Annotated in this window: 15 protein-coding genes and 1 tRNA gene; 5 read left to right on the plus strand and 11 right to left on the minus strand. The window is 65.1% G+C overall.

Translation table 11 applies throughout. The features are described 5' to 3' along the window. Positions 1-3: 3 nt before the first annotated feature. From C9I57_RS11710 to C9I57_RS11750, 9 genes are all read right to left on the minus strand, one after another. Positions 4-1,599, minus strand: a complete 1,596-nt coding sequence (locus C9I57_RS11710; RefSeq protein WP_107150833.1) for an HAL/PAL/TAL family ammonia-lyase — start codon at positions 1,597-1,599, stop codon at positions 4-6. Next, on the minus strand, positions 1,586-3,298 hold the full coding sequence (locus tag C9I57_RS11715) for a glycosyltransferase family 2 protein (RefSeq protein ID WP_107150834.1): 1,713 nt from the start codon (positions 3,296-3,298) through the stop codon (positions 1,586-1,588). The genes C9I57_RS11710 and C9I57_RS11715 overlap by 14 nt, the downstream gene beginning before the upstream one ends. Beyond that, positions 3,295-5,004: an AMP-binding protein gene (locus tag C9I57_RS11720; protein WP_107150835.1), complete on the minus strand. Its 1,710-nt coding sequence runs from the start codon at positions 5,002-5,004 to the stop codon at positions 3,295-3,297. The genes C9I57_RS11715 and C9I57_RS11720 overlap by 4 nt, the downstream gene beginning before the upstream one ends. Next, positions 5,001-5,651, minus strand: coding sequence for a hypothetical protein (locus tag C9I57_RS11725; protein ID WP_107150836.1), 651 nt, complete (start codon positions 5,649-5,651; stop codon positions 5,001-5,003). Before C9I57_RS11725 ends, C9I57_RS11720 begins: the two co-directional genes overlap by 4 nt. Next, a complete protein-coding gene (locus C9I57_RS11730) occupies positions 5,644-5,898 on the minus strand; it encodes an acyl carrier protein (RefSeq protein ID WP_107150837.1) in 255 nt (84 codons plus the stop codon). Before C9I57_RS11730 ends, C9I57_RS11725 begins: the two co-directional genes overlap by 8 nt. Further along, the gene (locus C9I57_RS11735) at positions 5,895-6,200 is read right to left on the minus strand and encodes a phosphopantetheine-binding protein (protein ID WP_107150838.1); all 306 of its coding nucleotides are present in this window, start codon (positions 6,198-6,200) and stop codon (positions 5,895-5,897) included. Before C9I57_RS11735 ends, C9I57_RS11730 begins: the two co-directional genes overlap by 4 nt. After that, complete coding sequence (locus C9I57_RS11740; RefSeq protein WP_107150839.1) at positions 6,181-7,089, minus strand: lysophospholipid acyltransferase family protein; 909 nt, start codon at positions 7,087-7,089, stop codon at positions 6,181-6,183. Before C9I57_RS11740 ends, C9I57_RS11735 begins: the two co-directional genes overlap by 20 nt. Beyond that, entirely contained in the window at positions 7,086-7,793 is a 708-nt protein-coding gene (locus C9I57_RS11745) for a beta-ketoacyl synthase chain length factor (protein WP_107150840.1), read from the minus strand. Before C9I57_RS11745 ends, C9I57_RS11740 begins: the two co-directional genes overlap by 4 nt. Before the next feature lie 416 nt (positions 7,794-8,209). Beyond that, positions 8,210-8,899, minus strand: coding sequence for a DUF4136 domain-containing protein (locus tag C9I57_RS11750; protein WP_258187602.1), 690 nt, complete (start codon positions 8,897-8,899; stop codon positions 8,210-8,212). A 132-nt stretch (positions 8,900-9,031) separates the two neighbouring features. Between C9I57_RS11750 and pepN the strand changes: the two genes are divergently transcribed. The 3 genes from pepN to C9I57_RS11765 all read left to right on the plus strand — a co-directional run bounded on the left by pepN (position 9,032) and on the right by C9I57_RS11765 (position 13,032). Then, positions 9,032-11,722: an aminopeptidase N gene (gene pepN / locus C9I57_RS11755; protein ID WP_107150841.1), complete on the plus strand. Its 2,691-nt coding sequence runs from the start codon at positions 9,032-9,034 to the stop codon at positions 11,720-11,722. A 137-nt stretch (positions 11,723-11,859) separates the two neighbouring features. Further along, positions 11,860-12,894 (plus strand): class 1 fructose-bisphosphatase, encoded by a 1,035-nt coding sequence (locus C9I57_RS11760; RefSeq protein WP_107150842.1) that lies wholly within the window; start codon positions 11,860-11,862, stop codon positions 12,892-12,894. Positions 12,895-12,956: 62 nt separating this feature from the next. Then, positions 12,957-13,032, plus strand: a tRNA-Thr gene (locus tag C9I57_RS11765). Positions 13,033-13,189: 157 nt separating this feature from the next. On the opposite strand, the gene pcaG is transcribed toward C9I57_RS11765, so the two are convergent. Both pcaG and pcaH read right to left on the minus strand, forming a co-directional pair. Beyond that, positions 13,190-13,870 carry a protocatechuate 3,4-dioxygenase subunit alpha gene (gene pcaG, locus C9I57_RS11770; protein ID WP_107150843.1) on the minus strand — a complete coding sequence of 227 codons (681 nt, stop codon included), beginning with the start codon at positions 13,868-13,870 and terminating at the stop codon, positions 13,190-13,192. Then, the gene (gene pcaH / locus C9I57_RS11775; RefSeq protein ID WP_107150844.1) at positions 13,870-14,628 is read right to left on the minus strand and encodes a protocatechuate 3,4-dioxygenase subunit beta; all 759 of its coding nucleotides are present in this window, start codon (positions 14,626-14,628) and stop codon (positions 13,870-13,872) included. The genes pcaG and pcaH overlap by 1 nt, the downstream gene beginning before the upstream one ends. A gap of 119 nt (positions 14,629-14,747) precedes the next feature. Here pcaH and pcaQ point away from each other — a divergent pair, with 119 nt between their 5' ends. Further along, positions 14,748-15,704: a pca operon transcription factor PcaQ gene (gene pcaQ / locus C9I57_RS11780; protein ID WP_107150845.1), complete on the plus strand. Its 957-nt coding sequence runs from the start codon at positions 14,748-14,750 to the stop codon at positions 15,702-15,704. A 119-nt stretch (positions 15,705-15,823) separates the two neighbouring features. Then, positions 15,824-17,188 carry a 3-carboxy-cis,cis-muconate cycloisomerase gene (locus tag C9I57_RS11785; RefSeq protein ID WP_107150846.1) on the plus strand — a complete coding sequence of 455 codons (1,365 nt, stop codon included), beginning with the start codon at positions 15,824-15,826 and terminating at the stop codon, positions 17,186-17,188. The last annotated feature ends 3 nt before the right edge of the window (positions 17,189-17,191 follow it).

Below are 17,191 nucleotides of genomic sequence, written 5' to 3' on the forward strand. Positions count from 1 at the left end.
CGTCTAGCGCGCTCCGTGCGTCGAATCGTTCGTGCAAACGACGAGCGCCGCGTCCGCCATCTTCGCGGTCAAGCGGCGCAGGTCGGGCTCGAGCGGACGATCTTCATCGACGAACGGCGAAACCGCCGCCACCTCCTCGACGAACGCCGCCAACGGTGCGGTCAACACGTCCTCGCGGGCTTCCATGGCGATGCGCAGGCGCGCCGCCTGAACCGTGGCGAGCACATGGGCCGCCGCGACTTGCTCGGTCAACTCGATGACGCGCAGGCAGTCGCGTGCGGCAATCGTCCCCATGCTGACTTTGTCTTGGTTGTGCGACTCCGTCGAACGCGAAAAAACGCTGGCCGGCATCGTCAGCTTCAGCGCTTCGGCCGTCCATGCCGAAGACGAGATCTGCACGGCCTTGAACCCGTGGCTGATGGCCAGGCGCGCCGGCGACGCCCCCGAGAGATTGCGCGGCAAGCCGTTGTTGAACTTCTCGTCGACGAGCAGCGCAAGCTGCCGATCCATCAGATCGGCGAGGTTCGCGACAGCCGTTTTCATCGCATCCATCGCGAACGCGATATGGCCTCCATAGAAATTCCCGCCGTGCAGCACGCGTTCGCGCTCAGGGTCAACCAGCGGATTGTCGTTGGCACTGTTGAGCTCGTTCTCGATGTCGCGGCGCATCCAGGTGAGCGCATCGCAGGCGACGCCGATCACGTGCGGCGCGCAACGGATCGAATAACGATCCTGAAGACGCTGACCCGGCGCATCGTCGCGGCCCGCGAGATCGTCCCGGATCCACTCGGCGGCCAGCGCCTGACCCGCGTGCGGCTTAGCGTCGAATATGAGCCGATCGAAATGCGCGGCCCGTCCGTCGAGCGCGACGGTCGCAAGCGCCGTGAGGCGCGCCGCCACGCGCGCAAGGTGCGCGGCGCGCACGAACGCGAGGCAAGCGAGTCCCGTCATGACGGCCGTCCCATTCATCAACGCGAGCCCTTCTTTCGGCGCAAGAACGAGCGGCGCGCGGCCGAGCCGCGCCCAAACGGCCGCCGCCGAATGAACGGCCCCTTCGAACGTCACCTCTCGCTCTCCGACGAGCGCAGCGGCCACGTATGAGAGCGGCGTCAAGTCGCCGCTCGCGCCCACCGATCCCTCTGCGGGAATCCGCGGCAGCACGCGCAGATTGACGAGATCGGCGAGCCGCTCGAGCAGGACACCGCGCACCCCCGAGTACCCGTATGCGAGCGAGTTCAATCGCGCGACGACGACCGCGAGCGTCTCCCCCTCATCGAGATGCCGGCCCATCCCGCATCCGTGATAGCGCGTCAGTTGCAGCGGCAACGCCTCGACCAGCTCGGGCGGCACATCGACGACGCATGCGTCGCCATACCCGGTGTTGACGCCATAGACCGTCGCCCCCGCCGCGAGCCGCGCCCGCAGAAATTCAGCGCCGCGCTCGATATGCTCGCGCCAGCGCGGATCGTCGCTCAGGACGACACCGCGGCGCCCCTTCGCGACCGCGTCGACCTCCTCGATCGTCAAGCGCCGACCACCGACGACGACGCTCGCCGTCCGGTCGCGATGTATTTCCTGAGCCAAATCACGCTCGGCCATTCGGTGCTCCGTTGGGCCGCGCCCAGAAATCGAAAAAGTTGAACCATTGAAACGGCGCCTTGCGGCAGTAGTGCTCGAGCCGCTCCGCATAGCGTCGTGCGTAGGCCGCCAGATGCTCGGCCCTGTCGCGACGCGGCAACTGGATCCGCTCGGCGAATGGCTCGAAGTAGAGCCTGTGGCGCCGGCCTTCCTTGAGGCAAAAGAAGAGATAGACGGGACACCCGAGCGCATGCGCGAGCACGTAGGGCCCTTGCGCGAACGGCGCGATGGCGCCGAGAAACGGTGCGTCGACGGTGCGTCCCGCCTCGTGAGCGGGAACCCGATCGCCGACGATGACGAGAAGTTCGCCGGCGTCGATGCGCGCCTGCATCAGCATGGCCGTTGCGGGGCCGAAGTCGTCTACCTCGAGGAGCCGCAGCGAGAAATCGCGGTGCGCGCCCGCGAGCACGCTCGTGAAGCGCCGCGCATGCTCCGTGTAGACGACCGCCGTCACTTTCGCATGAGCGCCGCGCACGGCAAGCGCTCGCGTTATCTCGAGATTGCCGAGGTGGGCGCCGATAACGAGCGCGCCGCGCCCACTCGCCACGAGCGCCTCGAATGGCGCGGAGTCGTCGAACGCCACTGCGCCGGAACCGATACGGCCTGACCAGGCGGCGAGCTTGTCGAGCCCCGCTTGCGCGAATGCGAGCATCTGGCGATAGGCTGATAGCCAACCGGGATGGGGCGTACTGGCGTCAGGCGAAGCCTCCCGCAGCCGCGCGAAGTAGCGCCGCGATTCGGCGCGCGCGGCACGGCCGGTCAGCAGGAAGTACGCGACGATCGGATGCAGCCATAGTCCCGTCGCGCGCGTGCCGAACAGCCGGCAGCTCAACGCGAGCAGTTTCATGCCGACGAGGCTGCCGCGCTCGGCAATCCGCCACCAGCGTGCCGGCCCGCCGGCGTTCGGCGTGTCGGCGCGGCGCGACACCTTTCGCGCGACGAGCAGCGGCAAGCGCAGCAGCATGCCGGCGACGAGACGCGTATGGCTCTTCGTGATGCGGATGTTGTCGCGAACGACGTCGAAATGCGAGAGCCCGCCTTGCGCGTAAGTCACACGCGTCGCGATCGAACGAAAGCGCACCCCTCGCCACGACAGCCGCACCAGAACCTCGATGTCGAAGTCCATGCGCGTCGGCAACGCGACCTCGTCGATCAGCCGGCAAAACACCTGCAGCGGATAGAGCCGGAAGCCGCACATCGAATCGCGGATTTCGAACGACAACGTCTCGATCCAGACCCAGACATGCGTCAAATAGCGCCCGTAGAGACGCGATTTCGGCACGGTTGCGTCGTAGACGGGGCGGCCAAGCACGACGGCGTCGGGTGCCTCGCGCGCGGCCAGCAGGAACTTTGGCACGTCGGCCGCGTCGTGCTGGCCATCGCTGTCGATCTGCAATGCGTGCGTGAAGCCGGCGGCGTGCGCCGCTTTGACTCCGGCCATCACCGCGGCGCCCTTCCCTCCGTTCCGCGGCAGACGCAGCACGGTGACGAGCGGCGCATGGAAGCGTTCGAGATCGGCAAGAACGGCTTGCGTCGCGGCATCGCTGCCGTCGTCGACGATCATGAGCGGCAGGCCGTGCGGCACGAGCCGTGCGACGGTCGCACCGATTTCTTCCTTGTGGTTGTAGATCGGGATGACGGCGCAGACGCGGAGGCTCATGGGCGCCCCCCGTAATCGATGACGCCCGATGCGCATTCGCGCTCGCCGAGCCGATACGAAAAGCGGACACTCCCGCGCGCCGCGTCATGCCCGAGGGTCAGGCGCAGCGTTGCGTTCGGCGGTACCGGCGCCATGAATTTCAATCGATGAATGGACTTGATTTCGCGCACGCCTTCCAGATGATCGGAAGCCAGATCGATCGCCCAGTCGACCATGACGACGCCCGGCAAGATCGGCAGCCCGGGGAAGTGGCCGCTGAAATGAACGAGCGTGGACGGCACGCGCAACTCGTAATGCCAAGCGCCGGCGTCACCGAGCTGCGCAAGCACGTCGACGCCGGTCGGCCTGGGTCTGAACGCCGCGGCGACGGCCGCGGCGGGCAGCTTGCCGCGCGCGTCGGTCGGCAGCGACGTGCAAAAACGCCACCGGCGTGGCAGCACGACGACATCGACGTACTGGGCCAGATGAGTCCGCAGCGCGCGAATGAGATCGACGCGCCCACCGTCTCGCAATGCGGCCGCACCCTTTTCCGTCAACGAGACGAGGACGCCGAGCCGCTCGCGCGACGCGCCCGAGACGACGACGGCGGCGGCTTGGGCGACATAGGAATGCGCGGCGAGTGCCGTTTCGATCTCGGGCAGCGCGACGCGTTTGCCGTCGAGTTTGACGATCCGGTCGAGCCGCCCGCGCAAGCGAAAACGGCCGTCTTCGTCGAAGGTCGCCGCATCGTCGGTACGGTGCCAGCCGTCATGGCTGAGATGCGGCGAGCGCACGACGAGCGCTGTATCGGTGTCGTCGCACGCGGCCTCCACGCCCGGCAACGGCTGCCAGGCCGATGAGACATGCTGCTGACGCCATGCGATTCCACCGGTCTCCGTACTGCCGTAAATCTCCGCGGGAGCAATGCCGAAGCGCCGGGCGAACGCGAGTGCCGTCTTTTCGTCCAACGGCGCGCCCGAAGAAAAGAATAAGCACGGCGCGGGGATCAACTCGCCGAAGCCCGGGAGCGCCGGCCAGCGCGCGAGTTGCGCAGGGCTCGAAACGACGGCGCCTGCGCCGCAATGCGCGAGACGCCTGGCCAACTCGAGCGGCTCGGCGCACGTCGCGCGATCGAATGGCCGCCCCGAAGCAAGCGGCCAGAACAAACGAAAGAGCAGCCCGTAAATGTGCCGATGCGGCACGCTGGCGAGCATCGTCGCCTGGCCGACTGTCCGGCCCCATTGAGCTTCCAGCGTGCGCACCTCGGCGTCGAACTGCGCGAGCGTCTTGCTGACCGGCTTCGGCGCCCCGCTGCTGCCCGATGTGTAGAGCGTCAACGGCGCGAAAGGATCGATCCGGAGATCGCTCGCGGGAAAATCGTCATGCACGCCCATCGGCCCGCACACGTGTTTCACGGCGCTGGCGTCAGCGTCGGTCAGTATCGCGTCATAGGCGTTTTTTCCCAGCGCCTCGAGATAGCCGGGTGCCGCATTGGCCGGAATCACTGCTTCCTTGCCCATCGCCAGGATGGCGAAGAGCGCGCAAGCGAATTCGAAGGGGTCATCGAGGCATAGCGCGTATCGATTGCCGGCCATCGAGCCGAACCGCTGCGCATACGCGTGCACGCGCCGTTTGAAGGCGAACCTGTCGATCGTCGCCGCGCCGTCGGCACAAACCGGTGCGGAGCCGTCCCAACGATCGAGCAGGAGCTCGTGAAGGGCGATCATGCCATCTCCCTTCCATCGTCATGCGGCACGAACATCCGCCGCCACGCGATCTCGCCGACGATCAGCAAGCCGATGAGCGCATAAGCGATGACACCGTTATAGAGCGCCCACTGAGCGCGGGAGCCATACCACGCGAGCGCGGCGGCCGTCGCGCCATTGGCGGCGAAAAAACCGCACCAGACCTGCGTAACGCCGCGCGTATAGCGCACGGCGCGCGCGCCGAGATCGGGTTTGCGCATGCGCGCGAACTTCTCGATCATCGATGGGCCGCCGCCGGCCAGGGTCGCGCCGAAAACCGCGAGCATGCCGGCATTGACGAGAACCGGATAAAAGCGCAGCAGCGGTTCGCTGCCGGTCAGCGCGATCGCGGCGGACGCGCAACTGAGCGCCCCCGCGACGATCCACTCGAGCGCGCTGAGCCGCGCGAGCAAACGGGCGAGGCTGCCCGCCCCCAACCAGCGCTGCACCCAGAGCAGCGCGAAGAGGGCGAGCCCCGCCCAGCGGGCCGATCCCGTGCGCCAGGCGGCGAGCAGCACGATCGGATAGGCAAGCTTGAGCGCCACGCCGAGCGCGGCACGGGCACACTGACCGAGCGCGCCGCTCGTGCAGCTCGCGCCGGACGGAGCGCCGGACGGCAATTCACGCATCGGCCGAAGCCACGAGCGTTTTGACGGCGCCGATGACGTCGCCGACTGTTCGCACCGCCTTGAACTCTTCGGGCTTGATGCGCCGGCCCGTCATTTCCTGCAGCTTGATCGCAAGATCGACGGCGTCGATGCTGTCGAGATCGAGCTCTTCGAACAGATGAGTTTCAGGCATCACTCGCTCGGGCTCGATCGCGAAGTTCTCGTGAAAGATGGCGCGAATGCGCTCGAGGATCTCTGCGTCGGTCACGATGGGTCCCCCTGGGTTGCCGTGTCGTTATTGGTTTGCGCGTGCGCGCGCTGGCTCTCGACGAGCGCGGCAAGCGTATTGATCGTGCGGAAATACTCGCGCGTGCGCTCGTCGTTCGCCGCGATCGTCAGTCGATACTGCTTGCGCAGCACGATGCCGATCTCGAGTGCGTCGATCGAATCGAGACCGACTCCGTTCGTATCGAAGAGCGGCGCATCGTCGTCGATATCGTCGGGGCTCATATCGGTCAAGTCGAGCGCGTCGATCAACAACTGCTTGATTTCAAGTTTTAACGAATCCATACGTAAAAAGATGCTGGGTAATGACAGCCTCGACCGAATGCGTGAGCGTGCGCGCGGCCAGCGAGGGCGGCGTAGCGGCTTCCGTCAGTCGTTCGGGCGCGAGCGGCTCGAGCACCGCGATGCGCATGTGGAACGGGCGCGCCGGCACGTCGTACCAGCGCATGCCTTTCGCGAATGCGGGCGGGTTGCAGTCGATCAGAACCGGAAGAATCGGTGTGCCGCTCTTCGTCGCCATGTGCGCGAACCCGCGCGAAAACGGATGCAGTCGATCGCGCGCGGGGCTGCGCGTGCCTTCGGGAAAGACGATCATCGAGTAGCCCGCCGCGAGCTGACGCGAACCGGCCTCGACGAGCTCGGCCGGATCGGCATTGCTGACGTATTCGGCCGCCCGGACGATCCCCCAGAGGCAGGGGTTGCCCCAGTGCGCGCGCTTCACCACGCAGCAGGCGCGCGGCGTCAATGCCAACAGCATGACGACGTCGAGATAGGTGGGGTGATTGGCAACGACGATGAACGGCTGTTTCTCACGCAGCAACGCGGCCCCCGTGACGTCGAGCTTCATGACGCCGATCACGCGCAGTACCCGAACGAGCGCACGAAAGAACCAGTGAATAGTGGTAGCGACCAGGCGCTGCCTCGAAGCGCGACGCGGCCATAGACAGGCTGCGGGAAACAAGACGATCGAGAACAATCCGCCGCAGATGCCGAATACGACGAACGCGGCGGCCGTCGCGACGAGCCGCCAGCCCCAGCCGAAACGGTCGACAAGACTGCGTTCGACGCTTGTCGCATCCGGTGTCTCGCCGGGGACCGTTGTGTCCTCGACGGTGTCGGCCCAATCGGGAGATCGGCGCAATGCCTGGCCGATTTGCAGGCGAATACGCTTCATCGTGCGCCTTCCCCGTCCCATTGCCAGCGGCGCCCCGAGCCCTCCCACGCGGCCGGGCCTGACGCTTTGAGCCCATGCACGACCGCATCGCTTTGCACTGCGAAACGGGTCCCCTCGACTTGCTCGAGCGCATGCGCCGTCCCGTCGGGCGTCGATGTGGCGACGCGGCAGCGAAGCCGTGCCGTGGCCGATGTATCGAGAAGAATGGCCAGGGCGCCCGCCCTGACCTCATCGTCGACCGCGCCGAAACGCGCATCGGCCGGCTCATCGGCGTAGACGAGCAACACCGGCGACGACGAATCGGCGCTCCATTGGGCATGCGCTTCGAGCAAAGCGTAGCCGAGCGTCTCCGCGCCCGCGGACATCGCCGTGGCAGCCGAGCCGTCCCGGCGCGCAATACCGAAAACACCCGTCATCGCGTTCAATACGGACAAACTGAATGCCGTCGGAGAAACGGGCTGATTGGAAGCGATGCTATCGAGGATATCGGTGGTCCGGCGCAGCTCGCCATGCCGCGAGGCAAAGACGACACGGAGTGCGCTCAACCCCGCCGCGCATTCGTGAGCGACGTGAAGCGCCATTTTCGATAGAACGCTCAAGCGACGACGGACCATCGGCTCGATGAATGGCAGCGTGGGCGTACCGGCGCCTGGCGACCAATACGACCAGCGGGCGACCGGAATGGTCCAGTACATGTCGAGCATATCGAAGCGTCCGCAGCTTGTTCAATGGCCGGTTACCCGGCGCAAAGACGCGGACGACGACAGTCCCGCTGCACTCGCGCCCACCATACCCCCGAGTTGGCCAATGTTCTTGTTTGTCCTTTGCCCGAACGCCGGGGGAGCGCGCCAGATCGAATGACGACGGCTATGGCGCGGCTGTATTCAAGCCCGAACGCCCCGGAATCCGCGGGGGAGATAATACTGAAAAAACCGTCTTAAAAACAGCGCTGTCTGCGTTCGTATCATTCGCGCTACGCGTCACTCGAAAAAACGGGCGACGAATTCCGAGCGGAAATGAAGAATTTCCTGATAGTCGATTCAGGATTCCGGACACGCCCGCATTTTTGAGCCAATTCGCCCGTTGCGAAAAGACCGGACTGTGCTAGAATCCGCGCCCCTTATTGCGGCGGGGCGTTGCCCGGCGAGGACGCCGAAGGCGGCGCGACGGCAATCTCGTTCGATGCGGCGCCGTGCTTGTCGACCGGAATACGGATCGTGCGCACTACACTGTTGCCGAGTGGGAAATCGGCGAGCGCGCTGCGCACGAGATAGGGCATCGCGCGAACCAGCGAGGATTCCTCGTCCGTATTGCGCGCCGTCACGTTGTAGACCTCCTTGCCCGATGCGCGCTCCGTGATCCGTATGCCTAGCGTATGCGTATAGACGGGGTACGACTGGCTGACATAGCCCGCCGGGAACGGGCCGAACGGCCCCCATGGGTCGATCGGCCGCCAGAACGGCCCCGGCCAGGGGTTCGCATAGTAGACGGGCTGCGAAACCGTCACCGTATCGCCGTGACTCGAGTACTCAAGGGCGACGAGGTAACGCGCCTGCGCACTCGGCACCTGCTTGAACGAGTCAGTCGCGAGTGCGTTGGCCACCTGTTGCTCGTACGTCGCCTGCTCGATGCTGTTCTGCTGTTGCGGCGTGCGGCTGAACGCGTAAGTCCGCGTCGCATCGCTGCCGCTCCACTCGGAAAACGCCGTCACCTGTGTCGTCACGTACGACGTGCAGCCCGAGAGCCACATTGCGCCTATCGCAAGCACTGGCACGACCGCGCGCCGCCATTGCTCCCACTTCGCCATCATCTTCTTCCTCGCTTATCGTCAAATGCTCGCCGACCTCCCCCGAGAGGCCGGTGCGATGATACGCCAACGCGGCGAACGCGCCCGCGCCTTTGTACAATGGCTGGGATCCCTTCATCCCAGTATCGATCCGCCATGTCCGACACCGCCACTTCCACTGTGATTCGCCGGGCCGACTACACGCCGCCCGCCTTCCTGATCGACTCGGTCGCACTCGAGTTCGACCTCGTGCCCGAGCGGACGTTCGTCAAGAGCACGATGCGCGTGCGCCGCAACCCCGACGCAGCGCCTGCTGCGCGACTCGAGCTGATGGGCGAAGCGCTCGAGCTGGTCTCGGTTGCGATCGACGGGGCCCCGCACGCGGCCCACCGCGCGCACGAGCATGGACTCACCGTGGACGATGTTCCCGACGCCTTCGAGCTCAGGATCGAAAGTGTCTGCAAGCCGGCCGAGAATACGACGCTCTCGGGCCTTTACGTATCGAGCGGCAACTTCTTTACGCAATGCGAGGCGGAAGGTTTCAGGCGCATTACCTACTTCCTCGATCGCCCCGACGTCATGTCGACCTATACGGTGACGATCAGGGCCGACAAGGCGGCTTACCCCGTGCTGCTGTCGAACGGCAATCTCGTCGAGGCGAGCGATCTCCCCGATGGCCGGCATGTCGCGAAATGGGAGGATCCGTTCAAGAAGCCGAGCTATCTTTTCGCGCTCGTCGCCGGCAAGCTCGTCGCACTCGAGGAACGCATCCGCACGAGCTCGGGCAAGGAAAAGCTGCTGCAGGTCTGGGTCGAGCCGCACGATCTCGACAAGACGCGACACGCCATGGATTCGCTGATTCACGCCATCCACTGGGACGAGGAGCGCTTCGGCCTCGAGCTCGACCTCGACCGTTTCATGATCGTCGCGGTCAGCGATTTCAACATGGGCGCGATGGAAAACAAGGGCCTCAACATCTTCAACACGAAGTATGTGCTGGCCAATCCGGAGACCGCGACCGATACCGATTTCGCCAACATCGAGGCCGTGGTCGGCCACGAGTACTTCCACAACTGGACGGGCAACCGCGTCACTTGCCGAGACTGGTTTCAGTTGAGCCTGAAGGAAGGCCTGACGGTGTTCCGCGATCAGGAGTTCTCAGCCGACATGCAAGGCGGCGCGACGGATGGCGCCGCGCGAGCGGTGAAGCGCATCGAGGACGTGCGCGTGCTGCGGCAGATGCAATTTGCCGAGGATGCGGGCCCGATGGCGCATCCGGTGCGGCCGGAAAGCTACGTCGAAATCAACAACTTCTACACGATGACCGTCTACGAAAAAGGCGCGGAAGTCGTACGGATGTATCAGACGCTGTTCGGCCGCGAGGGTTTTCGGCGCGGCATGGACCTCTACTTCAAGCGCCACGACGGGCAAGCGGTCACCTGTGACGATTTCCGCCACGCGCTGGCCGATGCGAACGGCCGCGACCTCGCGCAGTTCGAGCGTTGGTACAGCCAGGCGGGCACGCCGCGCATTGCCGTGCGCACCGCCTATGACTCGGCCGCGCGCCGCTATGCCGTCACGCTCTCGCAACGCTACGGCGACGCCGTACCAGCCGCGCGGGAAACGCAGAAAGGCCCGCTTCTTATTCCGTTCGCGATCGGCCTGATCGGCCGCGATGGTGCCGATCTGCCGCTGCGCCTCGAAGGCGAGCCGGCGGCCGGCGGCACGACGCGCGTCCTCGAGCTGACCGAGGCCGAGCAGACCTTTACGTTCGTCGACGTCGAGCAACCTCCGCTGCCCTCGCTGCTGCGCAACTTCTCGGCGCCCGTCATCGTCGAATACGACTACACCAACGACGAGCTCGCCTTCCTGCTCGCGCACGATAGCGATCCGTTCAACCGTTGGGAAGCCGGCCAGCGCCTCGCGACGCGCGAACTGCTGGCGCTCGCCGCGCGAGCCGCCGCCAATGAGCCGCTGTCGCTCGACGATTCGGTCGTCGCCGCGTTCGCCCGCGTGCTGACGGACGAATCGCTTTCTCCGGCATTCCGCGAGCTCGCGCTCGTGCTGCCCTCCGAACCCTATCTGGCCGAACAGATGGCCGAAGCGGATCCGGCGGCCGTGCACACCGCGAGACAGTTCGTTCGCAAGCGGCTTGCCACCGCACTGCGCGACGAATGGCTGGCGGTTTATGCGCGCCACGAGACACCGGGTCCCTTCGAGCCGACGCCGCAAGCGGCTGGACACCGGGGGTTGAAGAACCTCGCACTCGCCTACCTCGCCGAGCTCGACGATCCTTCCGATGCGATCCGCCTGGCCGTCGCGCAATACGATTCCGCCAACAATATGACCGATCGTGCCGCGGCGCTTTCGGCGCTGCTCGCGGCGTCCGCGATGCGTTCGGCAGCGCAGGCGGATCGAGCGCTCGACGACTTCTACCGGCGCTTCGAGCGCGAACCGCTGGTCATCGACAAGTGGTTCGCGATGCAAGCCACGCAGCGCGGCAGCCAGGAACGGCCGATCATTGATACGGTGCGCAGGTTGATGACACATCCCGCCTTTACGTTGCGCAATCCGAACCGCGCGCGCTCGCTGATATTCAGCTTCTGCTCGGGCAACCCCGCGCAGTTCCATGCCGCGGACGGCTCCGGCTACGCGTTCTGGGCCGAGCAGGTGATCGCGCTCGACGCATTGAACCCGCAAGTGGCCGCGCGCCTCGCGCGAGCGCTCGAGCTCTGGCGGCGCTATACGCCGGCGTTGCGCGAGCGCATGCGCGCAGCGCTCGAGCGCGTAGCGGCGCAAGCGTCTTCGCGTGATGTGCGCGAAATCGTCGAAAAGGCACTGGCGTAATGCAACTTGCCCAGACGACGTAAAGGCCGCTAGCGCCGCCCACGCCCTCGAGCGTGGGCGACCGCGCAAAAACCCGCGGCCACGTCCGTCCCGGCGAGTAAAATTCCGGCATCTCACTTGGCTTTCCGGAGTCCGCAATGTCCTTGCAACGACGCACCACCCTCACGAAGTATCTGATCGAGCAGCAACGCGAGAACAACAATCTGCCCGCGGATCTGCGCCTTTTGATCGAAGTTGTCGCGCGCGCGTGCAAGCTGATCAGCTACCACGTCAGCAAAGGCGCGCTGGGCGAAGCGCTCGGCACCGCGGGCACGGAGAACGTCCAAGGCGAAGTGCAGAAAAAGCTCGATGTCCTCTCGAACGAGATCCTGCTCGATGCCAACGAATGGGGCGGCAACCTCGCCGCGATGGCCTCGGAGGAAATGGAAACACTTTTTCCGATTCCCTCCAAATATCCGCGCGGTGAATACCTGCTGGTCTTCGACCCGCTTGACGGCTCGTCGAACATCGATGTCAACGTCTCGATCGGCACGATCTTCTCGGTGTTGCGTTGTCCGAACGGCTCCGAAGCAACGGAGGATTCGTTCTTGCAGCCCGGCACGCGTCAGGTGGCGGCCGGCTACGCCGTCTACGGGCCGCAAACCGTTCTCGTGCTGACCACGGGCAATGGCGTGAACGGCTTCACGCTCGATCGCGAACTCGGCTCATGGGTGCTGACGCATCCCAATATGCGCATCCCTGAAGACACGCGCGAGTATGCGATCAACGCATCTAACGCCAGGCACTGGTATCCGCCCGTGCAGCAATACGTGAACGAACTCATGGCCGGCAAGACGGGGCCGCGGCAAGCGGACTTCAACATGCGTTGGGTCGCGTCGATGGTGGCGGACGTTCATCGTATCCTGAGCCGCGGCGGCATCTTCATGTATCCGGCGGATCGGCGCACGCCCGACAAACCGGGCAAACTGCGGCTGATGTACGAAGCGAACCCGATGTCGTTCATCGTCGAGCAGGCAGGCGGCGCGGCAACGAACGGCAGGCAACGGATTCTCGAGATCGAGCCGAAGAGCCTCCACGAGCGTGTGGCGGTCTTCCTTGGCTCGAAGAACGAAGTGGAACGCGTGACCCGGTATCACGAGGAAGAAACGGCGGCCGCCGGACGAAGCGCATAAAAAATTGACGCAGGGGCTTGCAACGAACGCAGACCTGTCTCTATAATCTCGTTTCTCCGGTTGCCGGAATAGCTCAGACGGTAGAGCAGCGCATTCGTAATGCGAAGGTCGGGGGTTCGATTCCTCTTTCCGGCACCAACAGAATCATGCAAAAGGCCCAGTCCTCGTGACTGGGCCTTTGTCTTTAGCGGCGATCGACGCTGCTCCCCTGCCGCAGCGGTGGGCGAATGAACCAATGAAATGAAAACGGCCGCATATCCCTATGCGGCCGCTGTCACTTGTCGACCGACGTGTTTCAAATATCGAAGAACACAGTCTCCCGTCCGCCGTCGGGCGTGTCTTGCAGCCGGATATCGAACGTATAGACCGTCCTTCCGTCGCGCTCGCTACGCTCGGCGATCAACGTTTTGCGCCGAACTTCCCATTCGATGCCGGTCAGTACCGGGTCGCGCTGATTGGCCTCGGCTTCGTCGCTGAAGTAAAGACGCGTGTGCAATCCGATGTTGATCCCGCGCGCGAACAGCACCATGCAAACGTGCGGCGCCTGCGTCATGCCATTGCGACCGGCCACCTGCCCCGGCTTGATCGTCTCGAACCGATAGAGGCCCGTTTCGAAATCCGCACCGGTGCGCCCCCATCCGCGAAACGACGGATCGAGCTGTTTCGCCTGCCGGTCCGCCGGGTGCGCGTATTTGCCGTCGGCATTGGCTTGCCAAATTTCAATGAGCACATCGCGCACGAGCGAGCCCGAACCGTCATAGACGCGCCCTTGGATGTCGATGCGCTCGCCGCGCGTCTCGTCCGCGACGAGCACATTCCCGAAATTGTTCTCGAAGATATCGAAGCCCGCCTGCTTCGGCGCCAGGCCGATATGGACATAAGGGCCTCCCGTTTGCGATGCCGTCTCGTCGAAATGGACGAGGCCCGACGACGCAGGCGACGGATGCGGCGAAAAGAAGAACGGTTTGGAGGACATCACTTGGCTCCCTGAATCTGAATCGCCTGCTCGAAATGCGTGGCACGCCGCCCGCGCAGCGTGATGTCGAAGCGATAACAGCGGCTGTCGAGCGGAATGTGATTGGCCGTATCGAGCAACGCGACGAGCCCGCGAATCTGCTCTTCGCTCGGCACCGTCTTCAAGATCGGGCACTGAGCGATGAGGGGATCTCCCTCGAAGTACATCTGCGTGATGAGCCGTTGCGCCCAGCCGTCGCCGCTCAGCGAGTAATGGATATGCGACGGCCGCCAATCGTTGATACGGTTGCGCCACGGGTAGGGGCCGGGCTTGATCGTCCGATAGAAGTAGTAGCCGTTTTCGTCGGTCAGCATACGCCCGCATCCGCCGAAGTTCGGATCGATCGGCGCGATGTATTTGTCGTTCTTGTGACGGTATCGGCCGCCCGCGTTGGCCTGCCATACCTCGACGAGCGCGTTGCGCACGGGACGTCCGAACTCGTCGCGAACATAGCCGTGCACGACGATGCGCTCGCCGATCGGCAGTCCGTCCTTCGCGAAATTCATGATGAGGTCGTTGTCGAGCGGGCCCAATTCGTCCGGCGAAAAAACAGGCGCTGTCGTTTCTGACAATGTGGCCAGCGTCGAAATCAGCGCATTACGCGGCGAGCGCAGTACGCTCGTCTTGTAGCCGGCCGTGTACGCGGGCGGGTGAAGCGTCGTCTCCCGCTGCGCGAATTCGCCGTACGCCGCGCCCTCCCCGGCTGCCGAGATATGCATCGTTCGTCTCCTCTAAACGGATGGCCGCGGCCAAACGGCGCCACGGCGAGCCCTCAATGTAAGGTGAATAAAGCTTTAGGTAAATTGACATGTTCTGCCAGTTTCCATAACCTGAGGTGATGGAAAACCGGATCCGCTTTCGCCATATCAGTTGCTTTCTCGCCATCGCGCAGGAACACAGCCTCGGCCGCGCAGCCGAGCGGCTTCACCTCAGCCAGCCGGCAGTCTCCAAAACGCTTTCCGAGCTCGAAGCGCTGGCGGGCGCGCAGTTGGTCGAGCGCGGCCGCCACGGCGCTCGTCTCACGCAGGCAGGCGAGCATTTCCTCCGCTATGCGGCGGATGTCGGGCGCGCGCTCGATTCGGCCGGCGCGGCGCTCGCCGGCGCGGTCGAGCCATCGGCCGCCATCCTCGACATCGGTGCATTGCCGACCGTCGCAAGCGGTTTGCTGCCCGATGCCTTGACGCGCTTGCGCACATTGCGCCCGCATGCCGGGATACGCCTGCGCACGGCGACGAATGCGGTCCTGCTCGCGGCGCTCAAAGCGGGCGAACTTGATTTCGTCGTCGGCCGTATGGCCGAGCCTTCCGCCATGCAAGGTCTTTCGTTCGAACTACTGTATGGCGAGCGGCTCATCATGGCCGTTCGGCCTGGCCATCCTCTGCTCGGCAAAGCCGGCATTTCCCTGGCGGCCGTGCTCGCCTATCCGCTCGTCGTCGCTCCGGCCGGCACCGTTCCGCGGCTGCATACCGACGCGTGGTTCGATGCGCATGCGCTGCGCGTGCCGGCGAGCTCGATCGAGACGCTATCGGTTTCCGTGGCCCGACTCTTCGTGCGGCGTTCCGATGCGGTCTGGATCACGCCGCAAGGAGCCGCGCGCGACGATTTCGACGACGGCCTGCTCGCCCGTCTCGACCTGCCTACGGCCAGCGCGGAGGAACCCGTCGGGATCCTGCGCCGCAGCGCGGGCGCCCCGAGCGAACTGGCGCAACTGCTGCTCGATCTGCTGAGAGACTGCGCGCGCGATGCGCGGCCCGAACGTCAGTCCGGCCGCAAACGAGCAACCCGCGCTTCTTGACCAGGGAGGGAAGCCGGACATACCATCGGCCGTATTTGTTCGTTGTACGGCGCAGTGTTCGATCACCGAACGAACACTCTATATCGCATCACGCAAGTCATCAAGGACCACCGCCCGCTATGGTTCACTTCGAAGGACGACTCACCGATCGGCTGACCTCCACCGAAGCGATGATCGCCGTTTTCTCGCCAAGTGCGACGGTGCAGCGCATGCTCGACGTCGAAGCCGCGCTCGCGCGTGCCCTGGCTGCGTGCGGCGTCATCCCGGCCACCGCTGTCGGCTCGATCGAGGCGGCTTGTCACGCGGATCGGATTGACTCGGACGCGCTGACCGAGGCCGCCGCCCGAGCCGGCAACCTGGCGATTCCGCTCGTCAAGCAGCTGACGGCGCTCGTCGCATCGAGCTCGCCGGAAGCCGCGAAGTATGTCCACTGGGGCGCAACGAGCCAGGACATCATCGATACGGGGATGATCCTGCAGCTGCGAGACGCGCTTGCGGCCATCGAGGCCCAGCTCGGTCTGCTCTCGGCCGCGCTCGCGCGGCAGGCCGAGCGCCATCGTTCGACGCCGATGGTCGGACGAACCTGGTTGCAGCAGGCATTGCCGATCACGCTCGGCTTGAAATTCGCCCAATCGCTCGACGCGGTCGAGCGCCACCGCACGCGGCTCGCGCAACTGCGCGCGCGGGCGGTGGCCGTGCAGTTCGGCGGCGCAGCCGGCACGCTTGCAAGCCTTGGCGAGCGTGCCGACGCCGTCGCGCAGGCTCTCGCGCGTGAGCTTCAATTGCCGTTGCCCGCCATCCCCTGGCACACGCATCGCGATCGCATCGCCGAAATCGCGACCGTGCTCGGGCTCGTCACCGGCACGCTCGGCAAGATCGCGCGCGATGTTTCGCTGCAGATGCAAACGGAAATCGGCGAAGTCGCCGAGCCGCCCGGGGCCGGCAAGGGCGGCTCGTCGACGATGCCGCACAAGCGCAACCCGGTCGGTTGCGCTGCCGTGTTGAGCGCGGCGGCGCGCACCCCTGGCCTCGTCGCCACGATGCTGGCGGGCATGGTCCAGGAGCACGAGCGCGCGCTCGGCGGCTGGCAGGCCGAATGGGAGACGCTGCCCGATATCGTCCGACTCTGCGCCGGCGCCGTAGCGCAAGCGACCGAGATCGTCGACGGTCTAGAAGTTGATACCGCGCGCCTCGCCACCAACCTCGACGCGACTCGCGGCCTCATCCTGGCCGAAGCGATCATGCTTGCGCTCGGGGAAACGATGGGCCGCCTCGAAGCTCACCATCTCGTCGAACACGCCTCGAAAGAGGCAGTGGCGAGCGGACGAAGTTTGCGTGAAGTGCTGATGGCGAACGTGGAGGTGACGAAGCGGCTATCGACGGAGCGACTCGACGCGCTCTTCGATCCCGCCAACTACAGCGGACGCGCCGAGGCCTTCGTCGATGCGGTGCTCGACGCGTTCCGCACTCGCAAACCCACCTGAAAC

Source organism: Trinickia symbiotica, assembly GCF_003028655.1.
In the GTDB taxonomy this organism is placed as follows: Bacteria; Pseudomonadota; Gammaproteobacteria; order Burkholderiales; family Burkholderiaceae; genus Trinickia; species Trinickia symbiotica_A.

Excerpts from the sequence above, each read along its gene's own strand:
- C9I57_RS11710 (WP_107150833.1), bottom strand. The coding sequence starts at position 1,599 with ATGGCCGAGCGTGATTTGGCTCAGGAAATACATCGCGACCGGACGGCG.
- C9I57_RS11715 (WP_107150834.1), bottom strand. The coding sequence starts at position 3,298 with ATGAGCCTCCGCGTCTGCGCCGTCATCCCGATCTACAACCACAAGGAA.
- C9I57_RS11720 (WP_107150835.1), bottom strand. The coding sequence starts at position 5,004 with ATGATCGCCCTTCACGAGCTCCTGCTCGATCGTTGGGACGGCTCCGCA.
- C9I57_RS11725 (WP_107150836.1), bottom strand. The coding sequence starts at position 5,651 with ATGCGTGAATTGCCGTCCGGCGCTCCGTCCGGCGCGAGCTGCACGAGC.
- C9I57_RS11735 (WP_107150838.1), bottom strand. The coding sequence starts at position 6,200 with ATGGATTCGTTAAAACTTGAAATCAAGCAGTTGTTGATCGACGCGCTC.
- C9I57_RS11740 (WP_107150839.1), bottom strand. The coding sequence starts at position 7,089 with ATGAAGCGTATTCGCCTGCAAATCGGCCAGGCATTGCGCCGATCTCCC.
- C9I57_RS11745 (WP_107150840.1), bottom strand. The coding sequence starts at position 7,793 with ATGCTCGACATGTACTGGACCATTCCGGTCGCCCGCTGGTCGTATTGG.
- C9I57_RS11750 (WP_258187602.1), bottom strand. The coding sequence starts at position 8,899 with ATGATGGCGAAGTGGGAGCAATGGCGGCGCGCGGTCGTGCCAGTGCTT.
- pepN (WP_107150841.1), top strand. The coding sequence starts at position 9,032 with ATGTCCGACACCGCCACTTCCACTGTGATTCGCCGGGCCGACTACACG.
- C9I57_RS11760 (WP_107150842.1), top strand. The coding sequence starts at position 11,860 with ATGTCCTTGCAACGACGCACCACCCTCACGAAGTATCTGATCGAGCAG.
- pcaG (WP_107150843.1), bottom strand. The coding sequence starts at position 13,870 with ATGTCCTCCAAACCGTTCTTCTTTTCGCCGCATCCGTCGCCTGCGTCG.
- pcaH (WP_107150844.1), bottom strand. The coding sequence starts at position 14,628 with ATGCATATCTCGGCAGCCGGGGAGGGCGCGGCGTACGGCGAATTCGCG.
- pcaQ (WP_107150845.1), top strand. The coding sequence starts at position 14,748 with ATGGAAAACCGGATCCGCTTTCGCCATATCAGTTGCTTTCTCGCCATC.
- C9I57_RS11785 (WP_107150846.1), top strand. The coding sequence starts at position 15,824 with ATGGTTCACTTCGAAGGACGACTCACCGATCGGCTGACCTCCACCGAA.